The 16,244-nt window shown below is 37.1% G+C and carries 14 protein-coding genes; 6 read left to right on the forward strand and 8 right to left on the reverse strand.

All coding sequences use genetic code 11. The features are described 5' to 3' along the window. The first annotated feature begins 130 nt into the window (after positions 1–130). From pcnB to panC, 4 genes are all read left to right on the forward strand, one after another. On the forward strand, positions 131–1,513 hold the full coding sequence (pcnB, locus tag H4J70_RS10315) for a polynucleotide adenylyltransferase PcnB (RefSeq protein WP_182215628.1): 1,383 nt from the start codon (positions 131–133) through the stop codon (positions 1,511–1,513). Beyond that, positions 1,513–2,004 (forward strand): 2-amino-4-hydroxy-6-hydroxymethyldihydropteridine diphosphokinase, encoded by a 492-nt coding sequence (gene folK, locus H4J70_RS10320; protein ID WP_182251081.1) that lies wholly within the window; start codon positions 1,513–1,515, stop codon positions 2,002–2,004. The genes pcnB and folK overlap by 1 nt, the downstream gene beginning before the upstream one ends. A gap of 80 nt (positions 2,005–2,084) precedes the next feature. Continuing rightward, entirely contained in the window at positions 2,085–2,882 is a 798-nt protein-coding gene (gene panB / locus H4J70_RS10325; protein ID WP_182175375.1) for a 3-methyl-2-oxobutanoate hydroxymethyltransferase, read from the forward strand. 17 nt (positions 2,883–2,899) lie between these two features. After that, the gene (panC, locus tag H4J70_RS10330) at positions 2,900–3,745 is read left to right on the forward strand and encodes a pantoate--beta-alanine ligase (protein WP_182251082.1); all 846 of its coding nucleotides are present in this window, start codon (positions 2,900–2,902) and stop codon (positions 3,743–3,745) included. Positions 3,746–3,850: 105 nt separating this feature from the next. Here the strand turns inward: panC and H4J70_RS10335 are convergent, their stop codons facing one another. The 5 genes from H4J70_RS10335 to H4J70_RS10355 form a co-directional block, all read right to left on the reverse strand. Further along, positions 3,851–3,988, reverse strand: coding sequence for a hypothetical protein (locus H4J70_RS10335; RefSeq protein WP_157470960.1), 138 nt, complete (start codon positions 3,986–3,988; stop codon positions 3,851–3,853). A gap of 254 nt (positions 3,989–4,242) precedes the next feature. After that, positions 4,243–5,871 (reverse strand): pyridoxal-dependent aspartate 1-decarboxylase PanP, encoded by a 1,629-nt coding sequence (panP, locus tag H4J70_RS10340; protein WP_182221295.1) that lies wholly within the window; start codon positions 5,869–5,871, stop codon positions 4,243–4,245. 407 nt (positions 5,872–6,278) lie between these two features. After that, positions 6,279–7,001 (reverse strand): tRNA (guanosine(46)-N(7))-methyltransferase TrmB, encoded by a 723-nt coding sequence (locus tag H4J70_RS10345; RefSeq protein WP_182221296.1) that lies wholly within the window; start codon positions 6,999–7,001, stop codon positions 6,279–6,281. After that, positions 7,001–7,774, reverse strand: a complete 774-nt coding sequence (locus H4J70_RS10350) for an ABC transporter permease (protein WP_070375522.1) — start codon at positions 7,772–7,774, stop codon at positions 7,001–7,003. The genes H4J70_RS10345 and H4J70_RS10350 overlap by 1 nt, the downstream gene beginning before the upstream one ends. Position 7,775: 1 nt before the next feature. Further along, entirely contained in the window at positions 7,776–8,711 is a 936-nt protein-coding gene (locus H4J70_RS10355) for an ABC transporter ATP-binding protein (protein ID WP_182215606.1), read from the reverse strand. 167 nt (positions 8,712–8,878) lie between these two features. On the opposite strand from H4J70_RS10355, the gene H4J70_RS10360 reads away from it, so the two are divergent. After that, complete coding sequence (locus H4J70_RS10360; protein ID WP_182251083.1) at positions 8,879–11,206, forward strand: S9 family peptidase; 2,328 nt, start codon at positions 8,879–8,881, stop codon at positions 11,204–11,206. 156 nt (positions 11,207–11,362) lie between these two features. Here the strand turns inward: H4J70_RS10360 and H4J70_RS10365 are convergent, their stop codons facing one another. The 3 genes from H4J70_RS10365 to H4J70_RS10375 form a co-directional block, all read right to left on the reverse strand. Beyond that, a complete protein-coding gene (locus H4J70_RS10365; protein ID WP_182251084.1) occupies positions 11,363–13,744 on the reverse strand; it encodes an EAL domain-containing protein in 2,382 nt (793 codons plus the stop codon). A gap of 51 nt (positions 13,745–13,795) precedes the next feature. Next, complete coding sequence (locus tag H4J70_RS10370; RefSeq protein WP_182251085.1) at positions 13,796–15,187, reverse strand: FecR domain-containing protein; 1,392 nt, start codon at positions 15,185–15,187, stop codon at positions 13,796–13,798. Positions 15,188–15,271: 84 nt separating this feature from the next. Next, entirely contained in the window at positions 15,272–15,418 is a 147-nt protein-coding gene (locus tag H4J70_RS10375; RefSeq protein WP_182251086.1) for a LysM peptidoglycan-binding domain-containing protein, read from the reverse strand. Positions 15,419–15,731: 313 nt separating this feature from the next. Here H4J70_RS10375 and H4J70_RS10380 point away from each other — a divergent pair, with 313 nt between their 5' ends. After that, positions 15,732–16,241, forward strand: coding sequence for a DUF2059 domain-containing protein (locus tag H4J70_RS10380; protein WP_182251087.1), 510 nt, complete (start codon positions 15,732–15,734; stop codon positions 16,239–16,241). Positions 16,242–16,244: the final 3 nt, after the last annotated feature.

Raw genomic sequence — 16,244 nt, forward strand, 5'->3', positions numbered from 1 at the left:
TGTAGCCAATAAAAAAGTGAAACGTAGCATTACAAGATGTTTCAACTTCCCACATTATCCAATCAAGGCCAGTATTATCAAAAGTGTTATCAACTTGTGTAAAAGAGTATTAGGTAAAGCCTCAAAAAAAATGGCTAAAAGCTCAACTAAAATTCAGCCGACCTCAGGCTCTACTGTTTTAACACGCGACCAGCATAATGTTTCTCGTAAGAAAATGAGCAACAACGCTTTAAAAGTGCTTTACCGCTTAAATAGTGGTGGCTATGACGCCTATTTAGTCGGTGGTGGTGTACGTGATTTATTATTGGGTTTAGAGCCAAAAGACTTTGATATAGCGACCAATGCGACTCCTGAACAAATTAAAGATTTATTTCGCAATTGTCGATTAATAGGTCGCCGTTTCCGGTTAGCTCATATTGTTTTTGGCCGTGAAATTATTGAAGTAGCAACATTCCGTGGCCACCATGAAAATGCGCCAGAGAAAGAGCAAAGTTGCCAAAAGACTTCAAAACAAAGTGAAGACGGCATGTTACTGCGTGATAATATTTATGGCTCTATCGAAGAAGATGCAGAACGTCGTGACTTTACCATTAACGCACTTTACTACAGTGCAAAAGATTTTAAAGTACATGATTTTGCTAACGGTATTGGCGACATTAACGCTAAATTAATCCGTTTGATTGGTGATCCTGAAACACGATATCGTGAAGATCCGGTTCGTATGCTACGTGCAATTAGATTTGCCACTAAGCTAGATATGACCATTAGTCCAGAAACAGAAGCGCCAATTGCTGAATTAGCTCCTTTAATGGCAAACATACCTCCGGCAAGAATGTTCGAAGAATTTTTAAAGTTATTTATTGCCGGCAAAGCGCAACTTACTTTTCAGCAGTTAAGAAAGTATGATTTATTTCGCTATTTTTTCCCGGCAACTGACCAAATGCTAAGTAAAGGCAATCATCCGCATATTGAACGTTTTATCGTTCAAGCACTGGAAAATACCGATAGCCGCATTAATAATGAACAACGCGTCACCCCAGCATTCTTATTTGCCGCTATGCTTTGGTATCCACTGCAAAGTCATGTTGAACGTTTACGTAGTGCACAACCACAGCTGTCACCCCAAGATGTATTTTTTGCTGCTTTAAGCGAAATAATGTCTGAACAACAGCGCAGTATAGGTATCCCGAAACGTTTTCAGGCAGTAATGAAAGACATATGGATCCTGCAAGATAAGCTAAGTCGTAGAGATGGTAAACGTGCTTATAAGGCGTTAGAACATCAGAAATTCCGTGCGGGATATGATTTTCTTTTACTGAGAGCCCAAATAGAAGCAACACCAGAAAACCCAGCATTAGAAGAGTTAGCAAAGTGGTGGACTGACTTTCAAGTGAATGACCACAACACGCAAGAATTGATGATAAAAAGTATTGCCCAATCACGAACTAGCAGCCGAAGAAGTCCTAGAAAACGTCGGGTTGTTCGCGAAGACAAATCGAGCAGTACTGATTAATGGCGTTAGTCTATGTAGGATTAGGCAGTAACTTGTCTGATCCTCAAAAACAGATAGAACTTGCAGTTGCGTCCTTAACACAAATAAAAAACACCACACTCGACGGTGTTTCTTCGCTGTATTTTAGCCGCCCAATGGGACCACAAGACCAACCTGATTATATGAATGCTGTTGCCTTGTTAAGAACTGACCTAAATCCTTTAGATTTACTCAACGAATTACAAGCCATCGAAAATAATGCCGGTCGTGTTCGAAAAGATAATCGCTGGGGAGCACGTATTCTCGATTTAGATATGCTTTTATTCGATAATGAAACCATTAACCACGAACGCTTAACCGTGCCTCATTATGGCTTAGAGCTTCGTGAGTTTGTCTTGCTACCGCTTGCAGAGTTATCACCTAAGCTAACACTCCCCAATGGCAAGCCTGTATTAGCATTAAGCCAAGTAATTGCGACAAACGGGTTAAAAATTCATAGCAAGTTGCGCTAATTTAACAATTATGCGAAAGTACGCCCACTCAAATACGCTCTCTGAGTATTTACTCAAACCTTAAAAATTTTGGACTAAATATGGCTAAGATAACCACATCAACTTTGCTAAAAATGAAACAGCAAGGTGAAAAAATTTCTACCATCACCGCATATGATGCAAGTTTTGCAAAACTATTCGATCAAGCGGGTATTCACGCTATTTTAATTGGCGACTCATTGGGTATGGTTTTACAAGGCCAAGATGACACATTACCTGTTGATATAGACCATATGGCTTATCATACACAATCGGTAAAGCGTGGTGTTACTGACACCCTCATCATTAGTGATATGCCTTTTATGACATATGCCACTAAAGAGCAAGCTTTCACTAACGCGGCAAAACTTATGCAAGCCGGTGCAAGCATGGTAAAGATGGAAGGTGGTGAATGGCTAGTTGATACAATTAAAGGCCTAGTAGAGCGCGGTATCCCAGTCTGTGCTCACTTGGGCTTAACACCACAATCTGTTAATGTATTTGGTGGGTTTAAAGTACAAGGCCGTGAAAAATCACAAGCAGATAAAATGATCGCCGACGCTAAGTTACTTGAAGCGGCTGGCGCGCAATTGTTAGTTTTAGAATGTATACCTTGTGATTTAGGTAAAGCGATTTCTACTGCTGTTTCAATCCCAACTATTGGTATTGGTGCAGGTAAAGATACCGATGGTCAAATCTTGGTGATGCACGATGCTTTGGGTATTTCCTGTAGCTATATGCCGAAGTTTTCACGTAATTTTTTGATCGATACTGGTGACATTAAAAAAGCCATTGAGTTATACATTAGCGAAGTCTCCAATGGAAATTTCCCTGGTGACGAACATATTTTTGTTAAATAGATTGTAAAATACCCTATATGAAAATAGTAAATGAGATTATCGAATTACGCCAACAAGTCAGTGAATGGCGTAAACAAGGTTTAAAAATAGCGTTTGTCCCTACCATGGGCAATTTACACGCTGGGCATATAGCTTTAGTAACAGAGGCTCATCGCCACGCCGACAAAGTGGTTGCCAGTATCTTTGTTAATCCTATGCAATTTGGCGCCAATGAAGATATTGACAATTACCCGCGCACGCTCGACAACGATCAACAGCAATTAGTCTCTGCTAATACTGATTTACTCTTTATTCCATCAGCTCAAATGATTTATCCTAAAGGGCTAGATAAGCAGACTTATGTTGATGTGCCCAATGTATCTGTTGGTTACTGTGGAGAAAGCCGTCCAGGGCACTTTCGTGGTGTTGCAACGGTTGTGTGTAAACTGTTTAATTTAGTACAACCAGACATCGCGTGTTTTGGTTTAAAAGACTATCAGCAAGTCCAAGTGATAAAAACTATGGTTGAAGACCTTTCAATGGCTATTGATATAATTGCTGTCGATACGGTTCGCGAAAAAAGTGGCTTAGCAATGAGTTCGAGAAACGGTTATTTAACGCCGGAACAACTTGCAATCGCACCAGCACTTGCAAAAAACATTCAATGGCTAGCACAGCAAATAAAGTCTGATCACGACTTTAGTGGTCTGATCAAACAAGCCACACATTTGATTAATAATGCCGGTATGAAGACTGACTATATTGATATTTGTCATGCAAGAACACTGCAACCCGCCAATAAAGATGATAAAGAATTAGTGATCCTCGCCGCTGCCCATTGTGGTAAAGCAAGGTTAATCGATAATTTACAAGTTTTCCTGTAATAATTATTTACTGCTCGTATTAATCAATAAAGATCAAAAAAGCCGAATGTTATTTTCATAACGTTCGGCTTTTTAGTATTTACTGTGCTAAAACGCGACAAAAATTTATTCGTATGAGCGTTCTAACCATTGAATTTGCGATTGCAATTCTAAAATTTCTTTTTGCGCTTCAATTAAGGCTTGTTGAACCGATGAAATGTCAGCGTGATTGTGTTCAGATACTTCTACTGGAGTTTTTCTCATGTCGTATTCCATAATTATTACCACCACAAAATGTAATCGTGTATGAATTATTACACAACAACTTTCATAAAGAAAATAACATTTATAGATCTAAATGAAACTTTATAGAACAAAAATTCATTAAAAATATATATAACTTTACTTAACAGTGAGTTAGATAATTTTTTTTAGGAAGATAAATAATAAAACGAAAGAAATAACTTACACAACGAAAGTATAAGTAAAACATTTCAAGCAGAATTACAAAATATAAGCTAAGTTAAAGACAACAAATCAGGTAGAAAGGTTTCACTTTCTTGAGCCAATTCAAGTTGCTCGACTAGCACATCATTAAGAATTTCATTGGAGGTTAATGGATTCGCCAATACAACACGAAAAACCACAGTTTTACGACCTTGATAACGCTGCACTTCAATACGCGTGCGTGAAACAAATGATTTACCATTTTCACGTTGACGTTTTTGAATAAATTTAGTCAGGTCATCGAGTAAATAATTAATCTTATCTTGTTGTTCTGCTGAACTATTTGCTAATAAGTTTTGCACCGTTTTTGGATTGTAGCGATAGGTTAATAAACATAACTCTGGTTCAGTTATTAACTCAAAGTCAGCATGCTGATTAATGCGTTCTGCAAAATACCGTGCTCTGTCAATTCCTTGGTTAATCAACATTTCATAACCAGGTCGACTGATAATATGTAAGCTTGCATAAACCAACATCGCCATACCGGGTCTTGAACCCTCCAAGGTATGTGAGCCTAAATCTTTTGAACCTTTACGTAAAATATATTCTGCATGGTGTTCAATAGAAGCCACAGAAGCCGGATTTTTAAACACCACCAGGCCTGCCCCCATAGGCACATACATTTGCTTGTGAGCATCGATAGTTACTGAATCAGCGCGTTCGATACCCTTAAGCAGTGGACGATATTTATTTGATAATAACGTCGCACCACCCCATGCAGCATCGACATGAAAGTGTGTTTGAAACTCTTCAGCAATATCAGCCATTTTATCTAATGGATCAATGTTACCTGTTTCTGTCGTACCAGCAACGCCAACAATACTTAATACGCGGATGTTTCTTTGTTTCAACTCAAGGCATTTTTCACGCAATTTCTGGCAATCAATGCGGTTATGGCCATCGGTAGGAATTGATATCACGCTGTCCTGACCAATCCCTAGGATATCAGCAGACTTCTTTAATGAATAATGGCCACGGTCAGACACTAAAATCACTAAGCCATCATATTTATAATGTTTTAATGCGTTAAATAAGCCTTCTCGTGCAATACCTTTGAAATCACCATTAGCTTTCAACAAATTATTACGCGCGACCCAAAAGGCCGTTAAATTGGCGACAGTGCCACCAGAACAGAAGGCACCTAATGAATGGTTAGCACTGTGCATCCATTGCTCATAAAAATGGTCATTATCTTTATAAACCAAACGATGCATCATACCTAACACTTGACGTTCAAGTGGGGTAAATGCTTTTGATGTTTCAATTTTGACTAAATTCTGATTTAAACCCACCATCAATTTAGAAAGCGGTAAAATAAAGTAAGGTAAAGCTGAAGTCATATGACCAATAAAACTTGGGCTTGATGTATGCACTGATTGTGCAACAACTTTATCTAAAATATGACGAGTATGATCAGAGACAAAACTAGGTTCTTCGGGAATAGCCGAGCTAGCGAAATCTTTTTCAATTTCGCTTAAGGCACGTTCTTTAGCAGCAATATGATTACCTAAAAAACCAGCAAGATTTTCTGATATTTCTTTTTCGATCAGCCCCAACGTCGAATCAGGTGCTTCCGGAATTGTAAAAATACTGTGTAAAGACTCTTGAGTCGCTTTTGCTGTGCGCTTATTCGTCGTCATACCTTGCCGCTGTAACCATGTTGGTAAGTAAACATAAAACGGCACTTTAATAAAAAATGACTGAAATGTCTTGTACTTTATTTTTATCTACCAGAGAAAAGTCCAGCAATAAAGTCACTACATAATGGTTGCTGCGTAAACTAGCGCTAATTCTACAAGTGCTAAAGTACTCAACGCCATCATTAATACATTCTTTTTAATTAAATTATTCATCTTCAATATCCTTTTTGATTGAGTATTATTACTCATTAATCAAAAAGTAATCAAGATCTAAGCCATATACGTTAAAGAGTTGATTTTTAATGAAAATCAAATTTAATTTCAAATCATTATTTACTGCTCATTAAATAAATTAGCGAGTTTCACTAACTTATTGTCAATTTTGCTAAGCAGCATAGTTAATAAAATTAAATAAAAGGTAGATATTCACGATTGAGCAATAACTGCCAGCAAGGTTGACCACTCGCTTTATATTTTGCTTCAAATGGCGTTAAAGGCTCTTCATTAGTAATCGCACTAATATCACCTAAAATACCCGCTACATCGGCAGCAAATTGAAACTCTTCTAAGTATAATCGCCAGTTACTGCGCAGAATAATTTGTTCACCAATATTAATAATTTGTGGGAATACCGCACTACCATGCCAACGCCTTTGAATATGTTTAGATTTAGGCCAAGGATTGGGATACAAAATATAATGTTTATTTACTGGCCAATTCGCTTGGTCAACTAAACGATAAAAATCATTCAAATTTGCTCTAACTAAATGGAAATTCTCAATTTTAGAGCCATCGTCATGGAGAAGTTCATCAACATTACGATTAATGCGATGCGCTGACTTATCTACACCAATCACTAAAGCCTGCGGATTTTGTTTGGCTAGAATACGTGTACTTTGCCCAACACCACAGCACGAGTCTAAAATAATATCCCCTTGATGGGCTTTCACTAAAGCATCCATTTCGGCAAACGCTTGCTCGGTATGTGCTTGAAAAGGCTTTTGTGAGCGGTGCTGTAAATGTTTTTCAACAATTTCTTCAAGTTTTTCATGAATGCCAGGTTGATTAGTGATGATAACTCTTGAATCACCCGTCACGCTGACATCCTCTTTATCGATATTGATAGTCATTAGCTACGTAGCCCTATTCCTTTGGTGATAAGTGTCATGGCAATCGCATATAAGGTAATAATAAATGCCCCTAATACAGAGAATGCTAATGTTAGACTCACATCACTGATGCCTAAAAATCCGTACCTAAAAGCATTGACCATATAAACGATAGGATTTAATTGTGAAACACCTTGCCAAAAGTCAGGGAGTAAACTGATCGAATAAAAGACACCACCAAGATACGTTAATGGCGTTAAAATAAACGTTGGTATAATGGATATATCATCGAAACTACCAGCGAAAATAGCGTTAATCAAACCGCCTAAGGCAAACGTGGCTGACGTTAAACTAACCGTGGCAATAATCACCCAAATATTATGAATTTGAATATCAACAAACAATAAAGAGACTAAAGTCACTATCGTACCCACCAACATACCACGTGCCATACCGCCACCGACATAACCGGCAACAATCACCCAATTTGGTACCGGTGCAACCAGCATTTCTTCAACATTGCGTTGCCATTTAGCACTAAAAAATGACGAGGCGACATTGGAGTATGAATTGGTAATGACACTCATCATGATTAAGCCAGGCACAATGAACGACATATAATCAAACCCGCCCATTTGTCCAATGCGCGAACCAATAAGTTCACCAAAAATAACAAAGTATAAGCTAATGGTAATAGCCGGAGGGACCAATGTTTGTACCCATATACGCATAAAACGATTTATTTCTTTATATAAGATGCTTTTCAGAGCAATAAAATTACTTTTTGATGACATACTATTTATTCTCCTGTTTAACTTTTTGCCCACTACCCACGAGACTGACGAATAACTCTTCTAGGCGATTACTTTTATTGCGCATACTACGAACATTAATATTTTGTCCGTTAAGCTGGCTAAAAATATCATTAATAAGTTGCGACTTTTTCACATCTACTTCTAAGGTGTGGTCGTCAATCAACCGACAAGTGAAGGCATCAAGCTCTGGCGCATTAGTTACGGAGTCGATATCAAAGACGATTGTTTCTTGGTCTAATTTTGACAGCAAAGATTTCATATCAGTATCTTCAACGATCACACCTGAGTCAATAATGGCAATATTTCGACAAAGCATTTCAGCTTCTTCCAAATAATGGGTCGTTAAAATGATCGTAATACCCTGCTTGTTTAATTCACGTAAGAAAATCCACATTGAGCGACGAAGTTCAATATCAACACCAGCAGTAGGTTCATCAAGAATAAGTACCTGAGGTTCATGCATTAGCGCTCTTGCAATCATCAGGCGACGTTTCATTCCTCCTGAAAGCATACGACCTGCATCGTTACGCTTGTCCCATAAATCGAGTTTTTTCAGGTACTTTTCAGCGCGTTTAAATGCTAAAGAACGTTCAACACCATAGTAACCGGCTTGATTAACTAAAATAGTTAACAAGGTTTCGAATTGATTAAAGTTAAACTCTTGTGGGACTAGACCTAAATAGCTCTTGGCTTGTTCAAGTTCTTTATCGATATCATGGCCAAAAACCTTAACACTACCTGCGGTTTTATTAACCAAAGAGGTGATGATACCTATGGTTGTCGACTTACCTGCGCCATTAGGACCAAGTAAAGCAAAAAAATCACCTTGTTTAACCGTAAGATCGATACCTTTAAGTGCAGTAAAACCACCTTTATAAACTTTTTTTAAGCCAGAAATTTCTAGTGCGTTATCCATGGTTCAACCTTTTGTTTTTTGATGTGCAATAGGTGAGGTCAAATTTACTTTTTTCAACCGCTAAGCGATCATTTAAATACGGTAAAAGTGACAAAATAGTCGACCAACAGCATTGCCAATTAATTGTATACAATTTAAAGTGATTGTACGCAAATTAAGGAAATATTATGCCTAAAATAAAAATAACTCGTTGGCTATGCTCAACCGCATTGACCACTGCTATTGCAATATCATTAGCTGCTTGTCAAAACATCTCCACAGAAAATACCACAAATACTAACATTAACCTTAAAAAATCAACGCCGTTAACCGTTGAACGTATTTACAAAGAGGGTGAATTTAGCTCAGATTATATTTCTCGCCTACGTTGGTTAGCCGACGGTAGTGGTTACACCATCGTTGAAAAATCAGCAAAAACAAAAACAGATGAAAAAGGCAAAGAAGTCAGCATAGGTCGTGACATCGTTGTTTATAACCCTGAAACCTTACAGCGTTCGGTATTGATTTCGGCACAACAACTGACACCTAAAGGCACTGAAAAGCCATTAGATATAGATAATTACACTTGGTCAGACGACCGTCAAAAATTGCTTATTTATACTAATAGTAAAAAAGTATGGCGTTCAAACAGTCGAGGTGATTATTGGTTATTAGATATAAAAACCAATAAATTAATGCAACTTGGTGGCAAAAACCCCTTAGCAAGCTCATTAATGTTTGCAAAATTTTCGCCTAATGCAAGTAAAGTCGCTTACGTGGTTGCAGACAATATTTATGTAGAAAATTTAGCAAATAATAAGGTGTCTCAATTAACATTTGACGCTGGCGATGGAAAAATCAATGGTTTGTTTGACTGGGTTTACGAAGAAGAGTTTACCATTAAGGATGGTTTTCGCTGGAGCCCTGACGGTGAAAAAATTGCCTACTGGCAGTTAGACACCAGTGGTAGTAAAGACTTCATTATGATTAATAATACTGACGAACTTTACCCGACCATCACAAAATTCCCTTACCCTAAAGTGGGTGAAACAAATGCATTACCAAAAGTTGGCGTAGTAAATTTAGCGACAACAAAAACTATCTGGGCCAATCTACCCAACAACTCACGCAACATGTATATTCCACGCATGAATTGGTCAGGTAACAGTCAACAAATATTGGTACAGCATGTCAACCGCAAACAAGACACTAATATTCTTTATTTAGCTAACGCTAATACCGGTGATGTCACAACTGTGATGACAGAGCAAGAAGAGACCTTTCTTGATTTCTTTGACGATGCTCGCTGGTTAAACCAAGGCAACAGCTTTTTATGGACTAGTGAACGCAGTGGTTGGCGCCATATTTTCAACATAACACGTGACGGAAAAACCGCTTTAAACTTAACGGAAGGTGACTTTGATGTAATAAGCATTCAAACCATCGACGAAGAAAACGGTTGGTTGTACTACATAGCTTCACCTGAAAATGTTGCACAGCGTTACTTATATCGCAGCAAGCTTGATGGAAGTTTAAGTAATCAACGGGTCACTCCTGAAGAATTTGCTGGTACTAACAGTTACCAAATGTCGGCAGACGGGCAATGGGCGATTCATTCACACTCGACATTTAGCCAACCAACGCAGAAACGTTTAGTGAAAATTGAAGGTCATCAAACCAAACACATGATGATGGACAACAAGGTATTAATCGATAAATTAGCTGAGTTGCCAAAAACAGATCATGAGTTTTTTCAAGTAAAAGCACAAGATGGTGTCGTTTTAGACGGTTATATTATTCGCCCTGCAGATTTTGATCCTAAGAAAAAATATCCTATCATTTTTTATGTTTATGGAGAGTCTTGGGGACAAACGGTTACTGATAGCTGGCGTGGCAGTGCAGCTATGTGGGATCAAATGTTAACTGAACAGGGTTACATAATAGCCTCTATTGATAATCGCGGTACACGCACACCAAAAGGCAGAGAGTGGCGCAAATCAATTTACGGCGCAGTCGGTGTACTTTCTTCACGTGACCAATCTGATGCATTAACAGCAATGGCAAATCGTTGGGACTATATTGATACTGACCATGTTGCTATTTGGGGGCATTCTGGCGGTGGTTCGATGACCTTAAATATGATGTTCCGTTACCCTGAGCAATATCATGTAGGTATTTCTTTAGCACCTGTGCCTGATCAACGTTTATACGATTCTATTTACCAAGAACGCTATTCGGGTTTATTAGCTGACTTTGCCGAAGGTTACAAGCAAGGTTCACCTATTACCCATGCTAAAAACTTGCAAGGTAAGTTACTGCTTATTCATGGCACAGGCGACGATAATGTTCATTACCAAGGCTCTGAACGCCTAATTAATGAATTAGTTAAGCACAACCGTCAGTTTGACTTCATGTCTTACCCGAATCGAAGCCATGGCTTGTACGAAGGCAGTGGCACAACGTTACACATTAAAACCATGATGACTAATTACTTCAATACACACTTGAAGCTGTAGCGGTTAAAATAAAAAAATTATCTGATAAAAAAACAAGGCCTCTTAATGAATGTTAAGAGGCCTTAATATAGGTAAGTCTTGCTAAAAAATATAAGCATTAGCGGTGTTATACAACAAATAATATGATAATAAATAGTAAAACCACAGCAAATAAAGTTACAAAAACCTACCTTTTTTAAGTAATGATTCAAGATCTTTATAAGATAAAGGCTTACTAAATAAATAGCCTTGTAGCTCATCACAATGATGTTTTTGCAAGAATTTTTGCTGTTCTATTAATTCTATACCTTCTGCAATAGTCGACATATTTAAACTCTGAGCCATAGATATAATCGCTAAAACAATTTTATTTGCATCATCACTGTCATTAATATCTTTAATGAATGAGCGATCGATTTTAATGCGATCAATAGGAAAACTTTTTAAGTAACTTAAAGACGAATAACCGGTACCAAAATCATCAATCGACAAGTTAATATTCAATTTTTTTAATTGAGACAATATATTTTCGGTATTCCCCATATTGTCGATGAGACAGCTCTCCGTTAATTCTAATTCTAAATACTGCGCATTAAAGCCAGTATCATTAAGAATTTTTTCAATGTTTTTTATTAATAACTCCTCATTAAATTGAATCGCAGAGACATTAACGCCCAACTTTATTGGTATACCATAGGTTAATTGACATATTTTAATTTGCTGACAGGCCGTTCTTAATATCCACTCTCCTATTTCATTAATCAGCCCCGTTGATTCGGCAATGGGTATAAATTCAGTTGGCGGTATATAACCTTTTACGGGGTGAAGCCAACGCGCAAGCGCCTCTACACCAACTACCTCACTTGTTTGAGCATTAACTTGTGGTTGATAATAAACTTCAATTTCGTTTTTCTCTAACGCGTGTGCTAAGTCATTTTCGAAGTGATGTCGCTCTAAAGTTTCTTGATTAATGTGTTTATGATAAAAGCAAACGCCTCTGCCAGATCTTTCTTTAGCCCTTTGCATTGCTGAAGTTGCACAATTAATCAGGGTTTCTGCGGATAAGCCATCGTGTGGGTAAGTACTAACACCAATACTGATCGGCAAAGTAAACGATTCATTTTGAATAGATAATATTTTAGATAAATTAACATTAATGTTATTACACATAAGCTTAATATCGTCTTCTTTATGACGACCTAACCCAGTAACAATAAATTCTGTTCCTGTGTGTCGAGCTATCACCTGCTGCTCATCAATAAAGTACTGTATTCGTTTGGTGATTAGTTTTAATAAGTTATTGCCTTCACTAAAGCCAACCAGATCATTTACTGCGTTAAATTTACCTATATTGATAATAATGACCGGGAAAGGCTTCTTTTCAAGCTGTGCTGATAAAATCAGCTCATTTATAATTAAATTTACTTTTTCAGCGTTAGGTAGTTGTGTTGCATTATCCGTATATATTTTTTGATTGAGTTGTAGCAAATTATTTTTATAGAATTTCACTTTAAAAAACAATAAATACAAAATAATTAACAAAAGTAAGCCAATGGGCAACAGCGGATCTAGCCATAGGTTATAGACGAGCAAGCTCCCTGTTGCGATAACAAAGGTAGCAATAATTAGTCCGGCTAGACTTATTAAGACAAAAGCAGAGTTCAATAAAGATAAACAGAGAATCGCGAGTAAAACAATTATCGCTGCAAAAGCATACTGGCCAATGTTTGGTATTAAAGTAATCGTTGCATCTGAGAGTAGAGCATTAACAATATGTCCATTGATTTCAACACCAGAAAGTCGCTGGTGGGACATAGATGTCGGTGTAGTAAAGCGCTCTCCAAGTCCTGATGCGGTAACTCCAATCAATATAACTTTATGGTTAAATATAGTGTTGTCAACATCACCACTGAGCACATCGCTATAAGATAAAGTGGGGATATCTATGCTATTAAAAGCGATATTTATTGGTTTTTGTCTTGTCCAAAAGTTTCCTTTTGAAACTTTATCGGGAGCAATAAATTTATTAGGCTGCATAATTTGAGCAAGAGATAATGCAAAACTAGGCCATTTAGCCTGCTGCCAACCGGCATATAAATAGACTTTGCGCATAACACCATCAGTGTCTAATTCAAAATCATTGTGACCTAATACTACCTTGTTTGTTAAAAAAATCGTCGATGGCAAAAGCTCATGAGCGCTAGCATTTTCTTCAAAATTAGGGGATAAAGGCAAAACAATATTAGCCGTATTGGCGATAGCTTTAGCAAATGTGACATCTGATGTTGGCTCGGCTAGGTCCGGATCGACAAATAAGATATCAAAACCAATAGCGACAGGTTTTGCAGACGCTAATTTATCGACTAGTTGAGCGTGAACTTTACGTGGCCAAGGCCAACGGCCTATTGTTTGAATACTTTTATCATCGATAGCAATAATAACAGCATGATTTTCTTTAACTTCCTTTTGCTTAAGCACAACATCATAAAACAAGGTGTTTAACACATTTTCTGGCGTATAAAAAAATATGAAAAGGAAGCTAATGAGCAGCATTGCCATTAAATTTTTGTCTTTAAATAGTAGCCTAAACATAATGCTAATCATGACCCATTACAAAAGAATAAAAAGCGCTAAAAAAGCAAACGATATAAGCGCGTTATCATCATTATTACTGATAGTCTTCACGTCGCTCCACTCTCCATGAACATTTAATTTTTTATTGATAACACGCGAACGTATATAGATATCTCTGTCGTTAGGTATAGGTATTGAAAGCGTTTTTACTACCGATTCAAAAACCTGGGTATTAGTCATAAAATCAGACTCATCAGCAGCCTGTATCTGTACTGACTCATCGACCTTAAGTGCTGACCAATCAACGACTAACTGATCAGTTTTATGCTGATAATTCCATTGCACAGGAGATAATAATGCCTGCCATAAAAAATCATTGCCCTTCGAAAAAGGTCCTCGACCTTTATGATCAACGCCAGCCACCCGCCAATAGTATTTCCCAAAAGGAAGTGTATTAGGAATAATAAATGAGCTTTCAGACAAATTTGTTAAAATAATAACATTGTCAAAATTACTATCCGAGGCGATTTGTAAAAGCGAGCCTGATAATTCTTTCGCATAAGCCCAAGTAAGTTCACGAGTACCAGCATCAAAAAAGCTATCTACTTCACTAATGGCTGGAGGTAATGGCTTATTATTAACAGAAAATGAAGTACTTCGAGCGAACCCTTCTATATTTGAAAGACTAAGCGCACTAACTCTAATAAAGTAATCGCCATCTACGATTTTTGCGAGCGTGGCAACTGTTTGAGGTTGATGTTGCTGCCAAACAATATCTGTAAAAGTATTATTAGATGAAATTTGCACTTTGTATGCTATTGCATCCTTAACATTTTCCCAGTCAAAATTTACCTCCTCACCTTCAAAGCGGTTTTTTGTGCTGATAAAACGTGGGGCATTCAATAGCATTATCGGTTTACTAGGAACCTGTCCTTTCGCTACTTTACTGGCAAACCCTTTCGCTATATATTCACTTTGCATTTGTGCGTTAACTTCGACCTCGCCCTCTAATACCTCAATAAGTGAATTATGATCTTGCGAGGAATGTGCAACTCTATAAACCGTGCCTCGCACTGAGCTTATGGCTGAAGCTGTAGATATATCTAAACGAGACCCTGGTCCCTTTGATTTTTTTGCCTGTGTTTCAACTTTACCTTGGTGAAGTTTTAGTTGCGTATCCGCCATTCCTGTTTTGCCATAACTTATTAAAGACTCAAAAGACAATTTACTTTTTTCAAGAAGAGTAAGCACAGAGCCATCAACAAGCGTGAGGCTGACACTAGAATTAGCATCAACAGTTAATATATCACCAAAGCTCAATATTGAGCCGAGTTTAGTGACTTGCGTTTCACCTTGTTTAAAGAAGGTACTTTTGCCCGAAATAGCCGTTATTGTCGCATAGGTTGGATAGCTTTTTATCCACGACATAGGTACTTCTATTAAGGTATTGGGCTGTAATTTTTTAGGATATGTGATCCCATTAAGTTTTTGAAGTTTTTGATAAAAAGCTGTTTATTCAAGATATTCTTGGCTGATACTCCATAAGCTATCGCCTTCTACAACGGTATAAACCCATTTTTTTTCAGCCGCTTGTATAGTAAGAGGCAAAAAAACAACGAGTATAATATAGTAGAAAAACATCCGTTTAAAATTCACCATTAGTCCTTTATTAATCGTTTAGAATTTATTAAGAGCATTATTTATACCACAAAATTGTCTTTAATAAATATGCTTATGGCTTACTAAGTGACGATTTAATGACTAATTTGATTCCTATGCTTCATAAATGCGTTAAATCAAATTTATTACCTTCCAATTTTAACCATAATCAGAAGTCGATGGTAATCTAGTGATGATTTTCAGTCACTCTACGACTCATCATTTTGTTGCTACAAATGTAATGAAAATGTTGCAATATAATCAACAAGTATTATGATCAATACTCACTCTATTAAAAATTAAAGGAATAATAATGAGAAGAATCACCATGCTGCTATTGGTACTTATGCTTAGTTTTACTAGTAAAGCTAACGACTTATCATCAAGGGCATCGATTGAAAAATTAATGGAATTAACTGAAGTTTCAAAAATGATAGAGAGTATGCAAAGTCAAGTTACGCTAATGTTTGAAGGTATGTCGAAAAAAATGAATATTTCGAACAAAGAGAAAGTTCATTTTGATAAATATATGGATAAAGTAAATGCCCTTCTTGATGAGAAAATGAATTGGCATAGCTTTAAAGAGCCAATGATAGACATTTACAGCCGCAATTTTACCGAAGCAGAAATACAAGGGTTAATAACATTTTATCGTTCAGATATTGGCAGAAGTATGACGAAAAAAATGCCTTTAATTATTCAAGACTCAATCATACTTTCACAACAGTTAATGCAAGATTTTATACCCGAAGTCCAATCTTTAGCCAAAGAACTTAGCGCGAGTATCGAACAATCTCGCCAAAAAGATCAAACAAACAAGTAGTTC

This window comes from Colwellia sp. BRX8-9, assembly GCF_014077245.1.
Lineage (GTDB): Bacteria > Pseudomonadota > Gammaproteobacteria > Enterobacterales > Alteromonadaceae > Colwellia_A.

Bases quoted from the DNA above. Each gene is read 5' to 3' on its own strand.
- H4J70_RS10375 (WP_182251086.1), bottom strand. From the start codon at position 15,418: ATGGTGAATTTTAAACGGATGTTTTTCTACTATATTATACTCGTTGTT.
- folK (WP_182251081.1), top strand. From the start codon at position 1,513: ATGGCGTTAGTCTATGTAGGATTAGGCAGTAACTTGTCTGATCCTCAA.
- H4J70_RS10355 (WP_182215606.1), bottom strand. From the start codon at position 8,711: ATGGATAACGCACTAGAAATTTCTGGCTTAAAAAAAGTTTATAAAGGT.
- H4J70_RS10360 (WP_182251083.1), top strand. From the start codon at position 8,879: ATGCCTAAAATAAAAATAACTCGTTGGCTATGCTCAACCGCATTGACC.
- panB (WP_182175375.1), top strand. From the start codon at position 2,085: ATGGCTAAGATAACCACATCAACTTTGCTAAAAATGAAACAGCAAGGT.
- H4J70_RS10345 (WP_182221296.1), bottom strand. From the start codon at position 7,001: ATGACTATCAATATCGATAAAGAGGATGTCAGCGTGACGGGTGATTCA.
- H4J70_RS10335 (WP_157470960.1), bottom strand. From the start codon at position 3,988: ATGAGAAAAACTCCAGTAGAAGTATCTGAACACAATCACGCTGACATT.
- panP (WP_182221295.1), bottom strand. From the start codon at position 5,871: ATGACGACGAATAAGCGCACAGCAAAAGCGACTCAAGAGTCTTTACAC.
- H4J70_RS10365 (WP_182251084.1), bottom strand. From the start codon at position 13,744: ATGGCAATGCTGCTCATTAGCTTCCTTTTCATATTTTTTTATACGCCA.
- H4J70_RS10370 (WP_182251085.1), bottom strand. From the start codon at position 15,187: ATGTCGTGGATAAAAAGCTATCCAACCTATGCGACAATAACGGCTATT.
- pcnB (WP_182215628.1), top strand. From the start codon at position 131: ATGGCTAAAAGCTCAACTAAAATTCAGCCGACCTCAGGCTCTACTGTT.
- H4J70_RS10380 (WP_182251087.1), top strand. From the start codon at position 15,732: ATGAGAAGAATCACCATGCTGCTATTGGTACTTATGCTTAGTTTTACT.
- panC (WP_182251082.1), top strand. From the start codon at position 2,900: ATGAAAATAGTAAATGAGATTATCGAATTACGCCAACAAGTCAGTGAA.
- H4J70_RS10350 (WP_070375522.1), bottom strand. From the start codon at position 7,774: ATGTCATCAAAAAGTAATTTTATTGCTCTGAAAAGCATCTTATATAAA.